This window comes from Paenibacillus sp. 2TAB26 (genome assembly GCF_052115145.1).
Lineage (GTDB): Bacteria > Bacillota > Bacilli > Paenibacillales > Paenibacillaceae > Pristimantibacillus.
Genome location: NZ_JBFRGC010000002.1, coordinates 285,204 through 306,064, shown reverse-complemented (window position 1 = coordinate 306,064; position 20,861 = coordinate 285,204). Strand labels below are relative to the sequence as shown.

Here is a 20,861-nt window from a genome sequence, read left to right as displayed (position 1 = left end):
TTTAAAGCCCCTATAAATAGAGAAAAAGACTGCTGCTTAACCTTGTACGGTTTTAAGCAGCAGTCTTCTCTATTAAGAAGCAATCAGATGATAGGATGATTAACGAATACGATAGCTGAGATCGTTCCAACGAAGCTCGTTGCGAACACTGCGTACCGTTGAATGCTTATCGATTACTACGGTTTCAATGCCAACTTGATCCGCCCAGTCTACAAGCTGCTCAGTCGTTACGACATATGAGAATACGGTGTGATGAGCGCCGCCAGCGTAAATCCAGCTCTCTGCTGCATCTCGAAGCGATGGTTCTGGTTTCCACAACACACGAGCTACTGGAAGCTTCGGCATTTCATGAGTAGGCTTCACTGCATCCACTTGGTTAATGATCAAGCGGAAACGATTGCCTAGATCGATGAGTGAAGCATTAAGCGCAGCACCAGAGCGTCCATCGAATACAATCCGTGCTGGATCCGCTTTGCCGCCGATGCCAAGCGGATGAACTTCGATTTTTGGACGGCTATCCGCGATTGTAGGACATACCTCAAGCATATGTGATCCAAGTACGAGCTCGTTGCCTTCTTCTAGATGATAAGTATAGTCCTCCATAAATGAAGTACCTTTGTTATTGGCAATCAACTTCATCATGCGAGTAAGTGCAGATGTTTTCCAGTCGCCCTCGCCGCCAAAGCCGTATCCTTGCTCCATCAAGCGCTGAACTGCAAGACCTGGAAGCTGCTTCATGCCATGCAAATCTTCAAATGACGTAGTAAATGCGGAGAAACCGCCCTCTTGTAAAAATGCTTTTAAGCCAAGCTCAATGCGAGCTTGCTCGCCAATGGAAGCCCATGAAGCCGCATTGCCTCGTGTCTCTGACGAGATATCGTACTGCTCGTTATATTCCTCAAGCAGCTGCTTCACTTCTGAATCTGAAACCTCATTCATACGAGCAACAAGATCACCAATACCATAACCATTAATCGACCAGCCAAACTTGATTTGCGCTTCAACTTTGTCGCCTTCCGTAACCGAAACTTGACGCATATTGTCACCAAAGCGAGCTACTTTAAGATGACGGCCTTCGTTTACTGCAATTGCAGTACCCATCCAGCTAGCAATGCGCGAACGAGTAACGCCATCCTCCCAGTGACCCGTAACGACTTTGCGCTCAAGGCCTAGTCGGGCGAAAATATGGCCGTATTCTCGGTCGCCATGCGCGGATTGATTCGTATTCATAAAGTCCATATCAATCGTTTCCCAAGGAATATCACGGTTGAATTGAGTATGAAGGTGTAGTAATGGCTTACGCAGCTCAGACAAACCATGAATCCACATTTTTGCCGGTGAGAAGGTATGCATCCAAGTGATGATGCCTGCACAGTTCTCATCCGCTTTCGCTTCTAAGCAAAGCTTATAGATTTCTTCTGGAGTTGTTACTACAGGTTTAAATACAATTTCGGATGAAATAACAGAATCATCATTCAACGCCGCAGCAATAATACGCGAATGCTGTGCAACCTCTTCTAATGTTTCTGGTCCGTACAAGTGCTGGCTTCCGGTAACAAACCAAAATTGATAGGGCTTAACTTGTAACATGGAATGGTTCCTCCTCAAGTTTTGCGAATGCAAAACAGCTACGTAAGCATCCGCTTCAAGTTTTGCGAATGCAAAACAGCTATGTAAGCATTCACCGAGTATTAAACGTATTTTTAGAGATAACGCCTCTTCTCAACTTGTACGGACATTAGCGCTAGTTATCACTGGTATGACGATGCACTTGTACATACAACTTGACTCACGTTTATCATACTCCGAACCATAAATGTTTTCAATATGCAGCCCCTATAAAATTTCTAAAGAAAATCAAAATTGTTCCAGTCGGTATGTATAGCCGCAAAACGAACAACGAAATAATACGCTTTTATCGCCTACTTTAATAGTAAGCCTCTCGTCGTCCTCGATTTCAATATACTCTCTGCCCTGCTCGTCCCGATCTCCCGTAGCAAACATTACTGTTTTATTCCCGCACTCGCACTCAAAACTCATCATGATATTGTTGCTCCTCTATTATTGTAGATTTACTAAATTATGCTCTTTTTTACACTGATTTTTGCTCTGTCAGCAACAGCATTTACTTATTTGCTGTAATAAACAGCCATTTTCATAACTTACGAATAAATACCAGCCTCTAAATGCGTCGGTTTCATTGCTTCATTGTGTTAGCTTCGATATAATTATCGTTGACATTATTATATTACAAAAACAAGGTCAAGGAAGGGTTACGAATAACATGTACATAGCAGATAAATGGGTAGACTACGAGGTTATAGATACAGGAGACGGAGATAAGCTCGAACGTTGGGGCAATTATACACTCCGCCGTCCAGATCCACAAATTATTTGGCCGATCACAAATGAAACAGGTCTTTGGAAAAAAGCCGATGGCCATTACCATAGAAGCAATTCCGGTGGCGGTCAATGGTCGATGAGCGAATCATTGCCTGAGCGCTGGACCATTTCTTATGGCGAACTAAACTTCCATATCAAGCCGACAAACTTCAAGCATACAGGATTATTTCCTGAGCAAGCCGTTAACTGGAGCTGGATGATGGACAAAATCCGTAATGCAGGACGTCCTATTCGTGTCTTGAATCTCTTTGCCTATTCGGGCGGTGCCACTGTTGCAGCCGCAGCAGCAGGCGCTGAGGTATGCCACGTTGACGCAGCTAAGGGTATGGTCCAATGGGCAAAAGATAACGCCCAGCTGTCTGGACTTGAGTCCGCTCCAATTCGCTATATTACGGATGACGTGTTCAAATTCGTTCAACGCGAACAACGCCGCGGCAAGCAGTATGATGCGATTATTATGGATCCACCTTCTTATGGACGTGGCACGAATGGTGAAACATGGAAGCTCGAAGAAAATTTGTTTCCATTCTTACAATCCTGTACATCGATTTTGTCTGACAATCCATTGTTCCTACTCATCAACTCCTATACAACTGGATTATCGCAATCTGTTCTGCACAACCTGCTGCATATGACAATGAATGCCAAGTATGGCGGCGAGATCAACTGTGGAGAAATCGGATTGCCGATTACGAAATCCGGCCTTAATTTGCCGTGCGGAATACTGGGACGTTGGGAGTCTAAGTAATGACGATCAAGGTTCTGTTCGAGGACAATCATGTAATAGCTGTCGTTAAGCCGCCTGGCGTCCTCTCACAAGAGGATGACACTGGCGATGCTGATATGCTTACCCTGCTTAAACAGGATATAAAGGAACGATACAACAAGCCGGGAAACGTCTTTCTCGGCCTCGTTCACCGTCTTGACCGTATGGTTGGCGGCGTTATGATTTTTGCCAAAACCTCAAAAGCTGCGTCCAGATTATCCGAATCGGTTCGCAGTAGACATTTTGGCAAAACTTATGTTTGTGTTGTACAAGGTACGCCAAAACAATCTCAATCGCGTTTGACTCATTATATTGTTAAGAACAGCAAACAAAATCAAGTAACCGTCTATAACAAACCCACGAATGAGGCTAAAGAAGCGATTTTGGATTACGAGGTAGCAGCTGTATCTGGCCGTTATTCATTGATTGCGGTGAAGCTGCATACCGGAAGGCCTCATCAAATCCGTGCACAGCTGGCTCATATCGGCTGTCCGCTCGTAGGCGACCTGAAATACGGCGCGAAACCAACAAGCGGCATATCCGAAATTGCGTTATGGTCAACCTCGGTTTCAGCCCCTCATCCTATAACAAAGGAATGGATGAGTTTTCGTTCCGTCCCAACCGGCTCTGATGTTTGGAATTGGTGGACTAGTTCGCAGCTTGAAGACGCCTCCAGTATGCTGAGCAATACGTAACAAGGAAGGACGAAATACTAATGCGCCGTAAAAGGCACCGAAAAACAAATTCTATACTATTATTACTAAGTTTACTTGGCTTACTGGTTATTTTTTTAATGCCCTCCATTTACGAGAGGGCTTCTGCACCTGCCAGCTCGCTTCCTGCAGCTTCAATTGACCCCACTCCTACTGAGCAAGCAGTCGTAACCCCTTCACCATCTCCTAAACCGACAGCACCACCAGAGCCTGTTTTTGCCGATGCCGTATGGATGGCCGTAGGCGACATCATGATGCATACGCCCCAGCTGCCCGGAGCTTTTGACAAGAAGACGAATCGATATAACTTCAAGTCGTTTTTTGCAGAGGTTAAACCGATTTTGAAGCAAGGAGATTGGGTTATTGCCAACTTAGAAACACCAATTGCTGGTGTGGAATATGGCTATACTGGATATCCAACGTTTAATGCGCCAACCGAACTTGGAGAAGCAATCAAGGATGCTGGATTTAACTTAATAACAAATGCCAACAATCATTCACTTGATAAAGGTGAGTCAGGTGTGCTTCGCACTCTTGAGAATTTAAAGAAACTTGGTCTTCCAAGCAAGGGAACAGCCGCATCGCAAGAAGAAGCAGACCATCCTGTCCTATCCGAGAAAAATGGCATCGTTATGGGATTGTTAGCTTACACCTATGGTACAAATGGCATTCCAATTCCAGAAGGCAAACCTTACCTCGTTTCGCTTATTGATGAAGAGAAAATTAAGGCAGACATCATTCGGCTGCGTGAAGCAGGTGCTGACTTTATTACTGTTTCTCTGCATTTCGGAACTGAATATCAGATTATACCGAATGAAGAACAAAAACGTCTCGCTCGTTCGCTTGTCGCTGCGGGTGCTGATATTATTGCCGGTTCTCATCCCCATGTTGTCCAGCCATATGAAGTGCTTGAAACAACCGATGAGAATGGTCATGTAAAAAAGGGACTTATTATTTATTCTATGGGAAATTTTATTTCTAATCAGCGGGGCGAATCGAAGGATTACGGAGTTATTTTTAAAGTTAATGTTCGTAAAAATATGACAGAAGGCACAGTTACTATTACTGATGTTGAATCCATTCCGACATGGGTGCATCGCTACAAGCCTGATCGTTCCTTTCGATATCGCATCTTGCCAATCGAAGAAACATTAGCTGCTTCAAATGATACCTTGCTAACGCAAGCCGACTACGAGGTGCTCCAAAAAAATTACGATATGCTGCGCAATCGGCTCGATTCTATGAAATAAGCGTTGAATGGCGAAATCAGATTACAGATTTGCTACTTTACCCAACAAGTAAACCAGCAGCTGCTGGTTATGAGAGGAAATGCGGTCCAGCGATTGTTCGATCATTTGAGTCCGAATCGTTGTACCGCGCTCCGCCTCAGCTTTGCCCTTCTCCGAAACAGAAACCCACACAATTCTTCGATCATGATCATCTCTAGTACGTTCAATGAGCTCATTTCTTTCCATTCGATCCAACAATGTTGTAATTGCAGCAGGCGTAGTCGCTAAATATTGGAGCAGATCAGATGGCTTCATCGGTTGGTGCTGAAGCATCAGCTCTAATACATTCAGCTGCCCTTCTGTCAAAGGAGCTAGCGATTGTTCCAAGTTGTTTTTCCATTCACGCGAAAGCTTCGTCCATAGTCGAGTAAATTCTCCAGACACCATACTCCCACACTCGCTCTCTGTCAATTTCCATCTATTTGCTATTTATTATAGCAGTCTTTATTGTCGAATAAAAGATTAACCCAATTAATAATTTGCGCTATTAATCGATATATTGTTGAACATTATGACAGCGTTAGACATACAATAAGGCGAAAGCCCAGCGCTATGTCTATTCATGCTTAAATAGTAAGGAGCGTGCACCCAGTGGAAGAAAGAAAAGCTGTAATCATTCAAAAAATTAAAAATTATGGCATTATAAAAGACCCACAATGGCTGGACCGCCCGGATGAGCTGGTACCATTGTGGGTCATGCTTGAAGCTATTTTGGAAGTCATTGAACGGTTTGATCCGCCTAATCGACCTTTTGATTAGTGTCTGTTATGGAACGTGCAAGCGTGCTCGTAATAACGTCGGTTTTCTCTACTGGGAAAATAAGCTTGCCTATCGATTTGCGATCTTCAATTGGTGCTTTCTCCGATGTAGCAGAAAGCTTCGCTCCAGATGAGGTAATCGCTACGATCTCTTTGGCTGCCTTGCAATAATAAGCCCCAATCAGTGACGAACCGTTTGGACGCACTCGTTTGCCTTCTTTAAATTCGAACGTTTGTACACCCTTGCCGCCTCTGCCCTGAATTGGATAATCCAGCAGCAAAGTACGTTTGGCGTAACCGATATCGGTAATGACGAGTAATTCGCCTTCATCCTCAGCAACCCATTCCGCGGTGACAAGCTCGTCTCCATCCTTAAGCTGAATACCTCTTACGCCTGTTGCAACTCTACCCATCGAATTAACTTCGGATTCTGTAAACCGAATACTCATTCCCTGCTTAGTAATAAGCATGATTTGCTTCGAACCATCACTCAAAACAACCCGAATGACTTCGTCGCCCTCTGAAACTTTGCAGGCTGCAACCGCAGTGGATCTTGTAGTTGCGTATTCCTTAAGCTCCGTACGCTTGACTTGGCCACGTTTCGTTACGAAAACAAGTGATGCTGTAGATGCCAAAATATCTTTAATTGGAATGACGCTTACGATCGAATCATCCTTCGGAATAGGTACAACATTCACTATCGCTGTTCCGGTATCCTTCCATTTGAATTCTGGAATTTGATGGACCGGCAGCAAATAATATTGACCTTTGCGTGTAAAGAGCAGCAAATTGTCAATCGTATTGACTTCAAGCAACTCTCGTACGAAGTCACCTTCCTTGACGCCTGCGTTTTGCAGCTCGCCTCCCGATCTCGTAAACGAGAGCATGCTTGTCCGTTTTACATAACCATCCTGGCTTAATGTAACTAGAACATCCTCTGGTGTAACAAGAACTTCGAGGTTAACTTTCAGCTCTTCGATTTCACCGCGCAGAACAGAACGGCGATCAATGCCATATTTGGTTTGAATCTCAAGCAGTTCATCCCTAATAACACCAATCAGCTTCTTCTCGCTAGCCAAGATCGATTTCAAGTAAGCAATCTTCTTCATCGCTTCCTTAAGCTCTTTCTCAAGTGTCGTAATTTCCAAGTTCGTTAAGCGATAAAGCTGCAAAGTAAGGATGGCATCTGCTTGACGAGCGGAGAAATCGAACTTCGCAACCAAGTTGTCTTGTGCATCCCCGCGATTTTTGGATGCTTTGATCGTCGCTATAACTTCGTCTAATATGTTGAGCGCTTTGACAAGTCCTTCTACAACATGAGCGCGATCTTCCGCCTTCTCAAGATCATATTTCGTGCGGAAAGTTACTACTTCCTTCTGATGATCGATATACGCCGATAATATTTGTTTAAGACCAAGCTGCATCGGTGTTTTGTTCACGATTGCGACCATATTGAAGCTGTAAGCTACCTGCAGATCCGTTTTCTTGAACAAATAAGCCAATATACCTTGTGCATCGGCATCCTTCTTAAACTCAATGACGATGCGCAGACCATTGCGTCCGCTCTCATCACGCACCTCCGCAATGCCTTCGACCTTTTTCTCTAGCCGAATGTTTTCCATTGCGGTAACCAACCGTGATTTAACGACCTGATATGGAATTTCAGTAATGACAAGCTGCTGCTTACCTCCGCGCATATCCTCGATAGCCGTCTTAGCACGAATGTATATGCGGCCTTTACCTGTAGCATAAGCGTCTCGAATGCCTTCTTCGCCCATAATAATGCCGCCAGTAGGGAAATCCGGACCTTTCACATAGGTCATAAGTTCTTCTTGCGTCAGCTCTGGGCTTCCCATAAGGGCGATACACGCATCAATAACCTCACGCAGGTTATGAGGCGGGATTTCCGTGGCAAAGCCGGCAGAGATGCCGCTGGTCCCGTTTACGAGCAAGTTGGGGTACCGCGACGGCAGCACAACCGGCTCCTTCGTTGTATTATCGAAATTATCCTTGAATTGTACCGTTCTTTTCTCTATGTCACGAAGCAGCTCCATCGCAATTGGCGATAGACGCGCTTCCGTATAACGCATAGCTGCTGCTGGATCATCATCCTGAGAACCCCAGTTTCCGTGTCCATCAACGAGCGGATGTCCCATTTTCCAAGGCTGTGCCATCCGTACCATACCCTCATAAATCGATGAGTCACCATGCGGATGGTAATTACCCATAACGTCACCGACAGTTTTAGCCGATTTGCGGTATTGCTTGTCCGGTGTGTTTCCTGAATCATACATCGCATATAGAATACGACGCTGCACGGGCTTCAAACCATCGCGAACGTCAGGAATGGCACGGTCCTGAATTATATACTTTGAATAGCGTCCGAAGCGGTCGCCTACCACTTCCTCCAAAAACGCCGGTAAAAACTGTTCCAGCATACTCATGCAGAAATCCCCCTATTCCTCATATTCCATAAAATCGACATTCTCGACAATCCAACGTTTACGCGGATCTACCTTATCTCCCATAAGCGTCGATACTCTGCGTTCTGCTTTGGCTGCATCCTCGATTTGAACCTGAAGAAGCGTTCTTTTCTCTGGATCCATCGTCGTTTCCCACAATTGATCAGGATTCATCTCACCAAGCCCTTTATAACGCTGAAGCTCATAATTTTTACCGTATTCCTTCAAATAGTTTTGAAGCTGCTCATCTGTCCACGCATATCGAATCGTTTCCAGCTTGCCAGATTTACGTGTAATTTTGTAAAGCGGCGGCTGAGCGATATAAACGCGTCCCAAATCGATTAACGGCTTCATATAACGGTAGAAAAAAGTAAGAAGAAGCACTTGGATATGAGCGCCGTCTGTATCCGCATCGGTCATAATAATAATTTTATTATAGTTGCATTCCTCAGCGACAAACTCAGAACCCACACCTGCGCCTATCGCAGAAATAATGGCCTTGTACTCGTCGTTTTTCAAAATATCGATGAGCTTGGCTTTCTCTGGATTCATCGGTTTTCCCTTAAGCGGCAGCAGCGCTTGATATTTCGAGTCACGGCCCTGCTTAGCTGAACCGCCAGCTGAATCCCCTTCCACAATAAACAATTCCGTGCGAGTAATATCTTTTGACTGCGCAGGAGTTAGTTTGCCATTTAGATTAGAGCTCTCGCTCCGCTTCTTGCCGCTGCGGATTTCTTCACGCGCTTTGCGCGCTGCTTCTCTCGCTTTCGAGGCTTGAAGTGATTTTTTTAACAGCATTTGTGCGATTTGAGGGTTTTCCTCAAGAAACACCTGCATCTTCTCCGAAACAATTGCGTCAACAGCGCTTCGCGCAGATGAGCTTCCGAGCTGGTCTTTTGTTTGTCCGACAAACTCAACCTCAGACATTTTGATATTAATAACGACCATCATGCCTTCGCGCAAATCGTTGCCTTCAAGGTTTTTGTCTTTCTCCTTAAGCATCGCTGCTTTACGGGCATAGTCGTTCATGACGCGAGTATAAGCGGTTTTAAAACCGGTTTCATGCGTACCGCCGCCGCGTGTCGGAATGGAATTGACGAAGGAAGCGATCGTCTCCGTGTATCCGTCATTATATTGGAGGGCTACCTCCACCTCAATATCATCGCGCTCACTGGCAAAGTGAATAACATCATGCAGTACGGTCTTTTCTTCATTCAAAAACTGAACGAATTGACGAGCGCCGCCTTCATAATGAAAAACATCCTGCTTACCGCTGCGGTCGTCTTTAATTGTTACCTTTAATCCAGAGTTTAGAAAAGCAATCTCTTGCAAACGCTCTGCCAGCGTATCATAACTTAATGTTGTGCCATTCTGGAACACGCGGCCATCCGGCTTAAAAGTAACCTTAGTGCCTGTCCGATTCGTAGTGCCAATAATCTCAAGTCCGCGTACCGGCTCACCAACATGCTCACGTCCCGCTTCATCGATCCAATATTCAAAGCGTTGTCTGTGAATTTTGCCGTCTCGGTAAATATCAACCTCAAGCCATTCTGACAAAGCATTTGTAACGGATGCGCCAACGCCGTGCAGACCGCCGGATTTCTTATATCCGCCGCCACCAAATTTACCGCCCGCATGCAAAATCGTAAATACGACTTGCGGTGTAGGAATACCGGTCTTATGCATGCCGGTAGGAATACCACGCCCGTTATCGTGTACCGTTACTGCTCCGTTCTTGTGCAGCGTCACTTCAATGGCCGAACAAAATTTAGCCAAATGCTCATCGACTGCATTATCGACAATTTCCCAAACGAGATGATGCAATCCCGAACTGCTTGTACTTCCTATGTACATGCCCGGTCTTTTACGAACTGCTGTTAACCCTTCAAGCACCTGTATATCATCGGCCTCATAATTTCGGTCTGCGGCCGCTGTATTTGCGAAGAGATCTGTTTGCTCAGACATGAGCGTCCCCCTATCTTTAATCACGTTTCCGTATCTTCAAGCTATTTTAATTCAATTTGTCATGTTTCGTAAAGTCTCCAAAAAAAACGATTAGTGCAATTACACGATCTTCAAGCCTTATTTTGCTAATGGTCATAAGAGATACATTTAAGGATAACACACTATCCTTGCTTAACAGAACCTTCCAACGATTAGTTTGGAGGGGTTCTATAGTTTCCTGTCTTGTTTCAACAGCAGCACTACTTATTCATAACCTACAGCTCAGCGTATGTAATAATCGGAATAAGCGCAAGCATAATTAACACAATAACAAAAAAACTTTTTTTGTTCCACAAATTCTACAACTCATTTTCAATAAAACGCTTAAAGTTATTCGTGTGTATCCACGCTTTGAGCGTTTCTACCAGCTTCGACCACGAAACATTGCGTTATACGCTTGTCGTACATGTAGAATTTACTGCAATGACATTAGCTAAATCCTTCGAAAATAAAATGGAATGCACATACATCGCTTTAATAACTGTTGTTAGCATGTTTTGCAGAATCATTAGATTTATGTATGCGTGGTAACAATTTGTATTAAAAAAGGCGATTGTGAGGCACAGCTTTGCCTATTTAATCGATTAGGATTGACTTTAATGCTCAACCTTCGTAATATGGTTTACGATTCAAATTCACACCCAAAATCATATTCGAGGTAGCCGAATGAATACGAATGAACGCATTGATTGTTTGAAATGCAAACATTATTTTATTACATGGGAGCCAAGTGCACCTAAAGGCTGCAGAGCTTTTGGATTTAAAACAAGCGTACTGCCGAGCATAATGGTTTTTCGCTCATCTGGCAAACCCTGCATGCATTTTGAAACAAAAGAAAATCATAAAAAATAAGATTATATCAAAAGTTTTGAAATTAGTGAATTAGGGATATTCCGAACAAAAAAAAGCACCCTAAGGTGCTTTTTTGAGAACAATGCGAACTGAGACTTTCTTCCTATTACTTATGCTTCGACCAGTTAGGGTCGCTATTCTCAAGCAAATAAGAAAAATCGTTTTCCAAACGCTTTTGCTCCTGCTTCTTCTTTTCTTCTTCCTGTTTGCGAAGCTCTTCTTTACGTGATGCTTCAGCCTGCTTCATATCATCCGCTTGTGCTTTTAGCTTGCCAAGCACCTCATTGCTTAATAAATCCTTGAGCGTCAAGCCGTTTTCCGACTCATTTTTTGGAGCATTTTTTGATGATGATCTAGGAGCTGAAGACGTTATTTTTTTCTGTTTTTTACCCATTGCTGCTGCACCTGCCTTAAAATAAACTTTCTATTCGTTAGTATACGATACGTAAAGAGCTTCTGCAGCTTTACGAGCTAAATCTCGTGCTTGTTCTACATCAGGAGCAGTGCTCAGCGCAACGGCCATTCTTCGTCCAACCTTCGTTTCTGGTTTTCCAAAAACGCGAACCTGTGTATTAGGAACCGACAAAGCTTCTTCAATACCGCCAATGCGGAAATCGGAAGATTCACGGTCTGCTTTCAACGTATGTGATGCACCATGTGACAGCAACCGAATAGTTGGAATTGGAAATCCTAAAATAGCTCTTACATGCAGGGCAAACTCTGAAAGATCCTGAGTCGCCATCGTTACCATGCCTGTATCATGTGGACGCGGCGATACTTCACTAAACAAAACGCCATCCTTTGTAATGAATAGCTCCACACCGTAAATACCAAAACCGCCCAGCTCATCGGTGATGCGTTGCGCTATGGACTCTGCTTGAGCAATTTGGGCCTCAGTCATATGATGCGGCTGCCAGGACTCGATGTAATCGCCATCCTTCTGCACATGTCCAATTGGCGGACAATAGCTTGTACCCGAAACCGATCGTACAGTAAGCAATGTAATTTCAGATTCAAATGTTACAAAGCCCTCCACGATAACACGCTGCTTCTTGGCACGTCCACCTTCCATCGCATAGCTCCAGCATGCTTCAAGCTCCGCTTCAGATCGGCAAACGCTTTGTCCTTTGCCTGAGGAGCTCATAATTGGTTTGATGACACATGGGAAACCAAGCGTTTCGGCCGCAAGAGCAAGCTCTTCAAACGTGTCTGCAAATCGATATGGCGCGGTAGGCAGCTCCAATGTCTCAGCAGCTAAACGGCGAATGCCTTCGCGGTCCATCGTCAACCAAGCCGCGCGTGCTGTAGGAATAACGCGATGTCCTTCCTTCTCAAGCTCAAGCAGCGTTTCTGTAGCTATTGCTTCGATTTCCGGAACAATATAGTCAGGCTGCTCCTTCTCAATAATACGGCGAAGCTCTGCCCCATCCAGCATATCTGTTGTATAACTGCGATGTGCAACCTGCATAGCTGGTGCTTGATCATAGCGATCTACTGCAATGGTCTCGATGCCAAGCCGCTGAGCCTCCAATACAACCTCTTTACCAAGCTCACCAGAGCCTAGCAGGAGCAACTTGCGAGCATTCGTTGTTAAGGGTGATCCATACATAAAGAAAAAGAACCTCCTGGAAGCAAATCGAATCGTCAGCTCTGTCCTAAAGGCAGAGACTAGCGTTTCGGTTCGTTTTTTCTTCCATTGTGGAGGTTCTAAGCTTAAAAATCAACTATTTTATAAGCATTTGCTGAAATGAATTGTGCTCACGTTTTAAAGAAAACGGTACTGTGCTTCGATCAAGCCGTTGTACACGCCGCGCTTTGCAAGCAACGCTTCGTGATTGCCTTGTTCAACGATTTCACCGTGGTCAAGCACGATAATTTCATCCGCGTGACGAATCGTCGACAATCGGTGAGCAATCATAAAGGATGTACGGCCTGCTAGAAGAATTTTAAGAGCTTCTTGAATTTTCAGCTCCGTTTCAGTGTCAATGCTGGCTGTTGCTTCATCCAAGATAAGGATTTGCGGATCAGCTAGCAATGCTCTAGCGAACGATAGCAGCTGACGCTGACCCATGGAAAGTACATTGCCTCGCTCTTCAACTTGCGTATCATAGCCATCTGGCAGCCCCATGATGAAATCATGCGCGTTAACGGCTTGAGCTGCTGTTACGATCTCCGCATCGGTTGCATCCAAGCGTCCATAACGGATATTGTCACGAATCGTGCCTGCAAAAATAAACGTATCCTGGAGCACGATGCCAACCTGTGAGCGCAGGCTTTCAATCGTCACATCACGAATATCGATGCCATCAATGAGGACACGGCCTTCAACCGGATCATAGAAACGGCATAATAGGTTGATGATTGTACTTTTTCCTGAACCAGTATGCCCTACGAGCGCTATCGATTGGCCTGCTTTTACATCGATCGTGATGCCCTTGAGTGCTGGCCTTCCCTTCTCGTATTCGAACACGATATGGTCGAACTTTACGGCGCCAACAATTTTCGGAAGCGGCTTTGCAACCTTTAGTTCCGCTACCGTCGGTTCTTCATCAATAAATTCAAAAATCCGTTCTGATGAAGCCATCGCAATAAGCAGCTGAGAGTACATTTGTCCTAGTCGGTTGATCGGGTCCCAGAAGTTACCGATATAGTTGGCATAACCAACAAGCAATCCAACGGTAATCGCACCTACTTGAATGAGGTGGGAGCCATACCAGAATAGAATAAAAGTACCGATTGCTGAAGTGATCTCGATTACAGGGCCGAACGTTTGGTTAAGCGATGACGCTCGGTTCCATGATTTATTGTTGATTGTATTCATATGATCGAAGAAGCTCATATTGTCTTTCTCTTGCACGTACGCTTGCGTTACCTTCATCCCTTGAATACTCTCATTTAAATGAGAGTTAATACGGGACTGCTTAATGCGCACATCCTGCCATGCAAAACGAATCTTTTTGCGCAGAGTCGTCGATACAATGAACATTAACGGTACGGTTATCATGACCGCAAGGCCAAGCTTAAAGTTCCATACGAGCAAAATAATGACGATACCGAACAATTGCACACAGTCCATCAATAAATTGACGACACCGTTTGTAAACAAATCCTGCAGCGCATTTACGTCATTCGTGACACGAACGAGTACAGAACCTGCTGGGCGCTTGTCGTAAAAACGGAAGCTTAGCTTTTGAATATGCTGGAATAAATGATTTCTGAGATCGTATATTACCTTTTGTCCAATGATATTCGTATATTTGATCCGGTACGTATTGGATGCCCATTGAATAACATATAAGACCAGCATGATGCTTGCGATCGTAATTAACTTCGGTACACTTGTTTCACCTTGCTCAGGAGCAATCGCTTCGTCAATTGCCAGAATGACGAGCGCCGGCACGCCTAGGCGTGTCAACGTACCAAGAATCATCATAACGATGACAGGCATTAATTGTTTTGTGTAAGGCTTCATATATCCGAATAGGCGGCGCAATTGCCCCCAGTTAAAGGGCTTTTCAATCAGCTCATCGTCTTGGTATATGAAACGTTCATTTTTATTGCTAGCTTTTGCTTTGGCACTCGTACTCATTATACGGTACTCCCTTTCCGCTCATTCGCTTGCGCAGCTATAGCAGCATCATCAAGCGGATAGTCAGCATATTGAATGTTGTAGGTGTCGCGGTATGGTCCTTGCTGCTTAATCAGCTCTGCGTGTTTACCACGCTGAACGACATGGCCCTTGTCTAACACGATGATTTCATCGGCATGTCTAAGCGAAGAAATCCGATGTGCAATAATAAAGGTCGTGCGGCCAGCCATCAGCTCCTTGAAGCCCGCTTGAATTTCATGCTCGGTTTCCATATCTACCGCGCTTGTTGCGTCATCCAAAATTAAAATTCTAGGATTTTTTATAAGTGCTCTAGCAATGGCAATCCGTTGTTTTTGTCCACCGGACAAGCCCATTCCTCTTTCGCCGACAATCGTATCGTAGCCTAGCGGCAGCTCCAAAATGAAGTCATGCGCTTTAGCCAGCTTAGCTGCGTGCTCGATTTGCTCTGGTGTTACATCCCGCACGCCATAAGCGATATTATCGCGAATCGATGCCGAGAATAAGAACGTTTCTTGAAACACGGGAGCTATTAATGAACGAAGGCTTGCGACATCCAAATTTTTAATATCGATGCCGTCTAGCGTAATTGAACCTGTTTTTACATTATAGGCTCTCATTAACAATTGAATAATCGTTGATTTGCCTGAGCCTGTCGCACCAAGAAACCCAATGACAGAGCCTGCTGGCGCATCAATGACCAAATCGGTTACCGCCGGCGTTTTGTCAGGATAACTGAACGTAACATGATCGAAGCGTACATGGCCTTTTACGGTATCGCTGCTAACCTCAATCGCGTGCTCAATATTTTTTACATGAACATGTTCATTCAGCAGTCCTAGTACACGCTCTCCTGAAGCTTTGAACTGCGTGTAGTTATTAATATGGAACCCAAGGCCCCACATCGGACCGATAATGTACCAAATCAAGCTGAAAAATGCGACAAATTCACCGAGCTGCAGTGATCCGTTAATGACAAGAATACCGCCTGTTACAAGCAGGATTACTGCGCTTAAGTTCGCTACAAGCTCCATTACAGGGAAAAATTTCGCCCAAATCTTTGCTGCGCCAACCTGATTCGTTTGATAGGCTTCACTGCGTATGGAAAATTTCGATACCTCATGCGATTCACGTGCAAAAGATTTAACCGTGCGTACGCCCGTAATATTCTCTTGAACCGCTGTCGTTAAATTACTCATCGCTTGACGCATTTCGCGGAACGCTGGATGAATATTGCGTTCAAAACGAATGGCTGCGAAGCCTAGCAGCGGTATCGTTACTAATGTAATCAAAGTTAGCTGCCAATGAATAGAGAGCATCATTGCGCCGCCGAACAAGATCATCAACACCATATTCAAGATTTGTGCAAAGCCAAAACCGATAAAGTTGCGAATAGCTTCTAAATCAGCCGTTAAACGTGACATCAAATCGCCTGTTTTTGCTTTGTCATAATATTGAAACGACAGCGTCTGCAGCTTGTCGTACAAAGCATTCCGCATGTGGAATGCCACTTTGTTACCAAGTCGTGCACCAAAAAAACCATGTAAATACTGCATGCATCCTTTAATGATAATGACTCCGACTACTGTAAAAGAAAGCGTTGGCACTAACTCGAATTTTTTTGGAGTAATGACATCATCAATCAAGAATTTCAGTAAATTCGGATAGACAAGTCCGAGCGCCGTAGCGCACATTAAGCAAAATATCGAGGTGAACATAAACTTTCGTTCCGCCCAATAAAATGCTTTCAACTGCCTTAGTACGTCCAAGTAAATCCATCTCCCCGTATCTATTTTGTAAGCATGAATGAATATTATCAGCATCATCAAATGCGAGCAAACAGTATAAATATGCATATACCTGTTATAAACCGCTTATTGACTCGTTATCTAAATTGGAAACGGTTAATACTCCCAATTGGTCGCAAATCATGACAAATATGTGCCTATTACTCAATTTTTGCACAAAAACACACTAAATTAAAAAAAGCTTTTGCAAGCGTTTTACACGCTCGCAAAAGCATTCAGCTGTTAATGCGATAGAACAATCCGTATTCATTGACAATTAGATATGAATCAATTGATTATACAGCTGCTTCAGCTCAGCCGTGTCCGCACTGCCGGACAACGAGATTCGTTTGCCGCTTTCATAGGCAAGCATATCGTCTTGCAGCTGTTTACCAGCTTGATCAGCGGCTTTCTGCCAAATTTGCTCGTAAAGCGATGTCCACAAGAACGTTTGCTCAGACATCCATCCATTTAATGAAGGAGCAAGCAGCGCTTCAAGCTCTTTGCGAAGAATCGACTTGCCCTCGCCTTCAAAAAATTGACGCGGTGATTTGAAACGGCTCCAAAGCAGCTTCGCATCAACGTTATCCGCTTCCCAAGCGGTCGGCTCATCTGGCGTTGGCAAAGCAGCTGGCGCATAAGGAACAGCACTATATGCGGAAATTGAATTTTCTAAACGCTGCGCAGTATGAATATATTGCTTTTGCAGCTGAGTATGAATGCCTCGTTCCATCCGAAGCGAGGTTGCCAGCATCTCCTGTGACAGCTCCAGTTGGACGAGCCGCTGCAGCTCCAGCCAAGATGTCCAAATGGCTTTGCGCAAGTCACGTCCATCATCCTGCAAGGAGGCCGGATTAAAGGCTAAGTTATAAAACTCACCAAAACGGTATTGGATACGCTGAACGACATAATACAATAGCTCACTAAGCTCCTGCTTTAGCTGCTCTGGTATCGTTCCGGTTTGAAGCGCTGATATATCGATCTTCGCTTCGTTCACCGCTTGCAGCAGTGCTATAAGCTCAGCTTCACGCCCGGCTGCGTCGCCCTCTGCACTTTGAAGCCAGCCTGCAACTGTCGCTGCCGCTCGTTTCAAGTCCTGCTCTGCGGCATCAATAGCTAGCCGTCCGAGATCGTTCTGAATAAAGGAAAGGAATGATTGCTCGAAAGCTTCAATGCCGGAGCGTTGCAGCAGCTCTGCATTTCCATCTAATTTACCATCCAGTGCCTGCAAGCTCGATACAGGAAATAAGCGAGGCGAGCGAATCGCATGCTGCAGCAGATTCGTCTCAACATGCTTTAACACACCTGTAAGCTCCTCCTGATCTGCAGCCAAATCGGCAGCGTTAACAAGGAAAAACATTTTATCAAGCTCAAACTGATCCTTCACCCTGCCAAGCTGCATCAGAAATTGACGATCAGCTTGCGAGAAGGCGTGATTGTAATACGTGACAAACAAAACAGCATCAGCGTTTTTAATATAATTGAAGGCTACGCCCGTATGTCTAGCATTTACAGAATCCGCTCCTGGCGTGTCAACGAGCACGATACCCTGCGCCGTCAACGCGCAGTCATAATGCAGCTCGATTTCACTCACGAAGCACGAACGAGATTCCTCAGCGACGTACTTTTCGTATTCCGCTTGATCGACCGACAGCTGCTGACCGAGCAGCGGTTCATGCTTTGCCCAGCCTGCGCGGGCTGCGCGCAGGAAGCTGAAATGCGGGCGACCGCCAGCTCCGATGGAATCCGGAGATAGGCGATCAATCGCCCGCATGAGAGCAGCGTCATCAGACTGCTGCTCTTTTTCACCGAGGAGCGCTAGGGAATAGCGCACATCATCGATAATGGCAGCGCGCGTCTTCATGACAATGCGCGCTGTACCATGACCGTGCTCCGCCGTAGGGGGCACGAGTCGGTTGATCGCTGCCGTCGTCGGATTAGGAGAAACCGGCAGCACCGGTTCTCCGATCAGCGCGTTCGCAAGCGATGATTTGCCGGCGCTGAAGGCGCCGAATAATGCGATGGTGAAGCGGCTGTCCTGCAGCCGCTTCGCCTTATCGCTCATCGCTTGCGCAGCAGCCGCAAGCGCAGCATGCGGCGCCAGCAGCTCCGCGGCGCTGGCTAAGCGCGCTGCAGCACTGTGCTGCTGCGCCAAAGCTGCACCGCCAGCTAGGGCGCTTCGCCCCGCTGCCGCATGATGCTGCCCCTCTCGCGCGCTTCGCCCGCTCTCGCTCGCAAGCACACCCCGCGCTTCAGCAGCGTCGCCGCCAGCTTGCGCGGAAGTGCCACCGCCAGCCACAGCTATACGCGGTGCTGGCAATGCCGGCCTTGCCGGCGCCTCAGGCAGCGCGGCAGTTAGCCGCGCCTTATGCTCCTCGGCGCGCTTCGCCAGCGCCGTGAGCGCATGAAGTGCACCAGCCTGCGCGCGAAGCGCAGCAAGCTGTGACTCTGCCTCAGCGGCGGCGGCTTCGCCTACCGCCGCTGCATGATCTGCCAGCGCATCGATGATCTCAAGCGCGCGCTGGCGATAAACGGCCTTCACATCCGCGGCTAGATCGCGGCTAAACGTCATCGTATATTCGTTGCTGATGACGGCGCCGGGTTTCACTCTCGCGATAAGCCACTCCGAATCCGGCAGCCAAGCCAAGTTCCGCGCGAGCTCCGATTCCAGCAGCTCGCCATCGTATGATATACGCTCTGCTTCCGTACGCAGCAGATGCTTCACATGCCAGTCGATCGAAGCGCTGATTAAACTGTTTAATTCCTCGCTGAACGCCAGCAAGCGCCGTTCCTGCTCAGCAGCAGTCTTAGCTGCCGCAAAAAGCAGCCCTGCTTTAAAACCAGGCTTACGGCTCTCCAGAAACGTTTGAGCCAAATCACGCAGTCCCGCTGGCGTAATATTCGCATTATCCAGAAGCGTTTGCAGTTCTTTGCGAAGCTGCGCGCGGTAAACCTCTTTCTGCTCCGAAACTTGCCTAATCTTCTGTTTCAGCTGATCCATTTGTGTTGTGACAAGGGCAACAGCCTCAACGCCGCCTGCCTCAGCAAGAAGCCGTTCACGTTCAGGCTCCGCTTGCTGCTCACTCCATTTCAAATGTCCATCAGCTACATGGCGCAATGACGCATCTACACTGTACACACAAAGCGGTTTGCGGATCGTTTGCAGTTTATCTAGCAGCTCAAGCAGCTGCTCCCACTCTTGATGAGGGTGTTCTGGCTCGCGCAACGACAAATAAACGATCCCCGCCGGCTCCAAGTGCCAAGCGTGAAACGCATCCTCAACGCTTTGACGATAGCTTGCGAAAGAAAGCTCGCGATCACGATGCTTATCAATCTGATTCACAATAAAATATAAGGGCTTTCCCCAATCCTTCAATTGCTTCGCAAAAGAAAAATTGATTTCAGACTGCACATGATTATAATCCATGACATAAAAAACAACGTCTGCAAGATGCAATGCGGATTCGGTTGCCATCCGGTGCGCATCATCAGTTGAATCAATGCCAGGCGTATCGAGGAGCACGGTATGATCTCCTAAAAGCTCAGACGGATACACGATCGATACAGAAGTAAATTGCTCGCCATCGACACAATAGCGGTCAAGCTGGTCGATTGGAACTTCCGCTTTGGAAGCAACACCATTCTTTACGGTTTCAACAGCTGCATAAGCCCGATCCCCGCCGCGAATAGACACAACGTTCGCGCTTGTAGGAATTGGACTAGAAGGAAGTAGCTTAGTCCCGCATAAACGATTAATGAGAGTTGATTTGCCAGCTGAAAAATGTCCACAAAAAGCGACAGTAAGCCGACCATCGGTCAGCTTACTGTTTAGCTCCTGTGCTTGCTTGGCATGTAATGTATCTCCTGCAGCTGACATTAAACCAGCTGCTTCGGATATAGCTCCTGCTATGCTTTGCACGGTTGTTTCTGTCATTTGCTTCTCCTTAAACGGCTTGCTCTTCTTCAGACGGCAAACAAATTTCAAATACGTTGCCATGTTGCAAGATCATAATGTTGCGCTCTTTATCTCTCATCACAACAACCTCAGGTTTAATGCGCATACGCTCGATGTATTGATCAGGCACGTCGCCTGAGCCGCTAACTGTAATGCCTTCTACAAGGATATCCTCGTGCTCCTCTGGCGGAGACTCAAGCACTTGCTCATAAATATCAGAAAAAAGCTCAAAATTGTTTGTGTACACGGAAATACAGTTCATGTT

16 protein-coding genes are annotated in these 20,861 nt (G+C 45.9%); 4 read left to right on the top strand and 12 right to left on the bottom strand.

Annotation, left to right across the window (positions count from 1 at the left end):
- Positions 1-99: 99 nt before the first annotated feature.
- Complete coding sequence (gene araA, locus AB4Z50_RS02820; RefSeq protein ID WP_339202805.1) at positions 100-1,590, bottom strand: L-arabinose isomerase; 1,491 nt, start codon at positions 1,588-1,590, stop codon at positions 100-102.
- Positions 1,591-1,857: 267 nt separating this feature from the next.
- Entirely contained in the window at positions 1,858-2,043 is a 186-nt protein-coding gene (locus AB4Z50_RS02815; protein WP_441875396.1) for a hypothetical protein, read from the bottom strand.
- A 241-nt stretch (positions 2,044-2,284) separates the two neighbouring features.
- Here AB4Z50_RS02815 and AB4Z50_RS02810 point away from each other — a divergent pair, with 241 nt between their 5' ends.
- Positions 2,285-3,151: a class I SAM-dependent methyltransferase gene (locus tag AB4Z50_RS02810; RefSeq protein ID WP_339202809.1), complete on the top strand. Its 867-nt coding sequence runs from the start codon at positions 2,285-2,287 to the stop codon at positions 3,149-3,151.
- On the top strand, positions 3,151-3,864 hold the full coding sequence (locus AB4Z50_RS02805) for an RluA family pseudouridine synthase (RefSeq protein ID WP_441875393.1): 714 nt from the start codon (positions 3,151-3,153) through the stop codon (positions 3,862-3,864). Before AB4Z50_RS02810 ends, AB4Z50_RS02805 begins: the two co-directional genes overlap by 1 nt.
- Positions 3,865-3,973: 109 nt before the next feature.
- On the opposite strand, the gene AB4Z50_RS02800 is transcribed toward AB4Z50_RS02805, so the two are convergent.
- The gene (locus AB4Z50_RS02800; RefSeq protein WP_441875390.1) at positions 3,974-4,135 is read right to left on the bottom strand and encodes a hypothetical protein; all 162 of its coding nucleotides are present in this window, start codon (positions 4,133-4,135) and stop codon (positions 3,974-3,976) included.
- Here AB4Z50_RS02800 and AB4Z50_RS02795 point away from each other — a divergent pair.
- Positions 4,134-5,132 carry a CapA family protein gene (locus tag AB4Z50_RS02795; RefSeq protein ID WP_441875387.1) on the top strand — a complete coding sequence of 333 codons (999 nt, stop codon included), beginning with the start codon at positions 4,134-4,136 and terminating at the stop codon, positions 5,130-5,132. The genes AB4Z50_RS02800 and AB4Z50_RS02795 overlap by 2 nt on opposite strands.
- A gap of 21 nt (positions 5,133-5,153) precedes the next feature.
- Here the strand turns inward: AB4Z50_RS02795 and AB4Z50_RS02790 are convergent, their stop codons facing one another.
- Positions 5,154-5,558 carry a MarR family winged helix-turn-helix transcriptional regulator gene (locus tag AB4Z50_RS02790; protein WP_076265740.1) on the bottom strand — a complete coding sequence of 135 codons (405 nt, stop codon included), beginning with the start codon at positions 5,556-5,558 and terminating at the stop codon, positions 5,154-5,156.
- Positions 5,559-5,762: 204 nt separating this feature from the next.
- Between AB4Z50_RS02790 and AB4Z50_RS02785 the strand changes: the two genes are divergently transcribed.
- Positions 5,763-5,930 (top strand): hypothetical protein, encoded by a 168-nt coding sequence (locus tag AB4Z50_RS02785; RefSeq protein WP_179089723.1) that lies wholly within the window; start codon positions 5,763-5,765, stop codon positions 5,928-5,930.
- Here the strand turns inward: AB4Z50_RS02785 and gyrA are convergent.
- The 8 genes from gyrA to AB4Z50_RS02745 form a co-directional block, all read right to left on the bottom strand.
- Entirely contained in the window at positions 5,911-8,373 is a 2,463-nt protein-coding gene (gyrA, locus tag AB4Z50_RS02780; protein ID WP_339202815.1) for a DNA gyrase subunit A, read from the bottom strand. The two genes, AB4Z50_RS02785 and gyrA, sit on opposite strands and share 20 nt — an antisense overlap.
- A 12-nt stretch (positions 8,374-8,385) precedes the next feature.
- Positions 8,386-10,356: a DNA topoisomerase IV subunit B gene (gene parE, locus AB4Z50_RS02775; protein WP_076265738.1), complete on the bottom strand. Its 1,971-nt coding sequence runs from the start codon at positions 10,354-10,356 to the stop codon at positions 8,386-8,388.
- A gap of 997 nt (positions 10,357-11,353) precedes the next feature.
- Positions 11,354-11,641, bottom strand: coding sequence for a YqkE family protein (locus AB4Z50_RS02770; RefSeq protein WP_339202817.1), 288 nt, complete (start codon positions 11,639-11,641; stop codon positions 11,354-11,356).
- Between the two features lie 30 nt (positions 11,642-11,671).
- Positions 11,672-12,856: a formate-dependent phosphoribosylglycinamide formyltransferase gene (purT, locus tag AB4Z50_RS02765; protein WP_339202818.1), complete on the bottom strand. Its 1,185-nt coding sequence runs from the start codon at positions 12,854-12,856 to the stop codon at positions 11,672-11,674.
- Positions 12,857-13,012: 156 nt separating this feature from the next.
- Positions 13,013-14,836, bottom strand: coding sequence for an ABC transporter ATP-binding protein (locus tag AB4Z50_RS02760; protein WP_441875380.1), 1,824 nt, complete (start codon positions 14,834-14,836; stop codon positions 13,013-13,015).
- The gene (locus tag AB4Z50_RS02755; RefSeq protein WP_441875584.1) at positions 14,836-16,623 is read right to left on the bottom strand and encodes an ABC transporter ATP-binding protein; all 1,788 of its coding nucleotides are present in this window, start codon (positions 16,621-16,623) and stop codon (positions 14,836-14,838) included. The genes AB4Z50_RS02760 and AB4Z50_RS02755 overlap by 1 nt, the downstream gene beginning before the upstream one ends.
- Before the next feature lie 295 nt (positions 16,624-16,918).
- Entirely contained in the window at positions 16,919-20,638 is a 3,720-nt protein-coding gene (locus AB4Z50_RS02750) for a dynamin family protein (protein ID WP_441875377.1), read from the bottom strand.
- Entirely contained in the window at positions 20,586-20,858 is a 273-nt protein-coding gene (locus tag AB4Z50_RS02745) for an NAD/NADP transhydrogenase alpha subunit (protein WP_076265731.1), read from the bottom strand. The genes AB4Z50_RS02750 and AB4Z50_RS02745 overlap by 53 nt, the downstream gene beginning before the upstream one ends.
- Positions 20,859-20,861 lie beyond the last annotated feature (3 nt).